The sequence below is a fragment of the Rhodococcus sp. ZPP genome (assembly GCF_017656075.1).
GTDB classification, from domain to species: Bacteria; Actinomycetota; Actinomycetes; order Mycobacteriales; family Mycobacteriaceae; genus Rhodococcus_F; species Rhodococcus_F oxybenzonivorans.
Genome location: NZ_CP058638.1, coordinates 5,833,019 through 5,836,100 on the forward strand (window position 1 = coordinate 5,833,019; position 3,082 = coordinate 5,836,100).

Genomic DNA, 3,082 nt, shown 5'->3' on the forward strand with positions numbered 1-3,082 from the left:
AACCATGACAGCCGATCCGCAGTGGGTCCCGACCGAGGCTGATCTGCGCAACGCGGTGATCACCGACTTCGGTGCTTTCATTGCACGGCGCCACAACGTTCCGGTAGACGACTACCGGGCGTTGTGGCGTTGGTCGGTGGCCGATCCCGACGCGTTCTGGCAAGCCGTGTGGGACTACTTCGACATCCGCTCTGCGACCGATCCGGGTCCGGCCTTGGCCGAGTCCTCCATGCCGGGCGCCGTGTGGTTTCCCGGCGCCACTCTCAATTACGTCGATCAGGTCTTCCGCAATGCCCGCTCCGACAGGCCCGCCATCCGGTACGTCGGTGAGGATGGGGCCGACGTCGCTGTCGGGTGGGACGAGTTGCGCTCGCAGGTCGCGGCGCTCGCGGCCACACTGCGGGATCACGGCGTCGGTGTCGGCGATCGCGTCGTCGGATACCTACCCAACATTCCCGAGGCAGTGATCGCGTTCCTTGCGACCGTTTCGGTGGGGGCGCTCTGGGCCGCGTGCGGGCAGGACTATTCCTCGCCGGCAGCCCTCGATCGGCTCGGACAGCTCGACCCGAAGGCGCTGATCACCGCGGACGGGTATCGGTTCGGCGGCAAGGAGCACGACCGCGTCGATGCCGTACGCCACCTGCAGGCCGGGCTGCCCTCTCTGGCCCTGACGGTCATCGTGCCCCATCTTCGACGGGAATCGGAGGTCGGCGACGCCACCACGTGGGCTGAGGCCACGGGCCGGGATGCCGCGCTCGAACCGGTGGCCGTCCCGTTCGACCACCCCCTGTGGGTGGTGTTCTCTTCGGGAACAACCGGTCTTCCGAAGGGAATCGTGCACGGCCACGGCGGAGTGCTTCTCGAACACCTCAAGTCGCTCGCGCTTCATCTCGACGTCGGCCGAGACGACACCCTTTTCTGGTACACCAGTCCCAGTTGGATGATGTGGAACTTCCAGACCGCGGGCCTGCTCGTGGGGGCCACCATCGTGTGTTACGACGGGAGCCCCGGGTGGCCCACGACGGATGCGTTGTGGGCGTTGACCTCACGTCTCGGTGTGACGGTGGTGGGGACGAGTCCCGGGTACGTACTCGCCTGCGCCAAGGCCGGGGTGGTGCCCGCCCGCGACCATGACCTGACTGCGCTCCGCGCGGTCGGCAGCACCGGGTCCACGTTGCCTGCCGCGTCGTCATTGTGGTTGGCGCACAACGTCGGTCGGAACATTCCCGTCATGTCGATCACCGGTGGGACAGACGTGGTCTCGGCCTTCATCGGTGGTGCGCGGACTGTTCCGGTCTGGCCCGGCGAATTGTCGGCTCCCTGTCTGGGTGTCGCTGTCGACGCCTTCGACGAGTCGGGCAGTCCCGTGCGCGGCGAGGTCGGTGAACTGGTGGTCACGGCTCCGATGCCGTCGATGCCGGTGTCGTTCTGGAACGACCCGGACGGGAGGCGCTACCACGACGCCTACTTCGACGTGTTTCCCGGTGTGTGGCGGCACGGTGACTGGATCACGATCACCGAACGCGGGACCGTGCTGATGCACGGAAGGTCCGATTCCACACTCAATCGCAACGGTATCCGTATGGGGAGCGCGGACATCTACCAGGTGGTGGAGAAGCTGCCCGAGGTCGCAGAAGCACTGGTGGTCGGGGTGGACCTGCCGGACGGCGGATATTGGATGCCGCTCTTCGTGGTCCTCGTCGACGGGGTGGAGCTCGACGACGCGTTGCAAGACCGAATTCGGGGTGCGATCCGTGAGCAGGCCTCGCCCCGGCATGTGCCGGACGACATCATCCGAGCGCCCGGCATTCCTCACACTCGCACCGGCAAGAAGCTCGAGGTGCCACTCAAGAAAATTTTCCAAGGCGCGGACGCGGCTCGTTCGGTCGACCGCAGCGCCGTCGATGATCCAGCACTGCTCGACTGGTTCGCCCGGCATGGCCGCACGGCGGCTCAGGGTGGCTGACCAGGTAAGGCTTGCTTTTGTTACTGGGAGGTAACAAGGGCGGTTCGGGCGTGGTGCGTGGCGGGGGGTGTGAGATATCTCCTTATCGGCGCAGCGAGCGTCCGCGCCGGGATACGACAAATAGGACGCCACGCGCGCTGCATCCCGTCTCATCGCCGTCCAAGTGTGATCGCCGCCGCGGGCGATACGGATGGCACATCCCGCGCCCGGGTGGCCCTACTGACTGCGCCCATGCAGGTCAAGGCGAATTCCGCGCTGAATTTCAGTTTCGAGCGCATAGGATGTCGCTGCCAGAGGCGTGTGCGCGTCACGTTTGAGCGGGTCTCGATTTCATTCCCGCCTCGCCTTCGCCGCGAGTGTTCCGCTTTGAGACCTGCGCGGGGCTTTGGTAGACACGATGGTTGGTAAACAAGCGGTGGTGGTGCGAAGTCCGCCCCCGCGGCCGATCAGCCGATCGGTTGGTACCGCGCGAAGTGGAATTCTTCGAGAAGGGGGCGATAAATGTGGACACGACATTTGTCCATCCGGCGGAATTCCGACCCGCGGTACGTTTTTCGCCTCGCATGTGTACGCGACGCCCGGAATGTGGTTCTCGCTGTTGAACATGTGCGCGTCGCCGATCCAAATTTCGACTGATTCTGGAAGTATCGACGGTCGGGAAGGTCACAGCTCGGCAGGTAACAGTGGTGGGTATGTGACCGATGTACACCCCGGCGTTATTTCGACACAGGACGAACCGAGATGGTCACCGACGAATGAGAGGAGGGTGCAGGCATGAGTGTGGCGAAAGATCGGACGTCTATTTCCGCCGTAGACTCGTCTGTCGACTCCGAGGGTGACGAGCACCGATTGGGTGGCCGCTTGTTGGATCGATGAAGGAACGGAGCCAGGAATGAACCCGCTCACCACGAATGATCCGGGATGTCAGAGCGCCCCACGGCGCACTGCATCGATCTCCACTGTGGTGGAACTCGTCGATCAGCCCAAGGTGGGCCGTCCCGTTCCCGATTCGCGAGTGGCCTCGGACCGAGGCACGTGCATGTAGTGGCGTTCAGAGCTACCAATCACCAGTCACACAGGCGGCGGCAAGCCACGCGTTCGAGAACGGAGTAACCC

Annotated in this window: 1 protein-coding gene; it reads left to right on the forward strand. The window is 64.4% G+C overall.

Annotation, left to right across the window (positions count from 1 at the left end; genetic code table 11):
* Positions 1-4: 4 nt before the first annotated feature.
* Positions 5-1,966 (forward strand): acetoacetate--CoA ligase, encoded by a 1,962-nt coding sequence (locus HYG77_RS26880; RefSeq protein WP_208961170.1) that lies wholly within the window; start codon positions 5-7, stop codon positions 1,964-1,966.
* The last annotated feature ends 1,116 nt before the right edge of the window (positions 1,967-3,082 follow it).

Excerpts from the sequence above, each read along its gene's own strand:
- HYG77_RS26880 (WP_208961170.1), top strand. The coding sequence starts at position 5 with ATGACAGCCGATCCGCAGTGGGTCCCGACCGAGGCTGATCTGCGCAAC.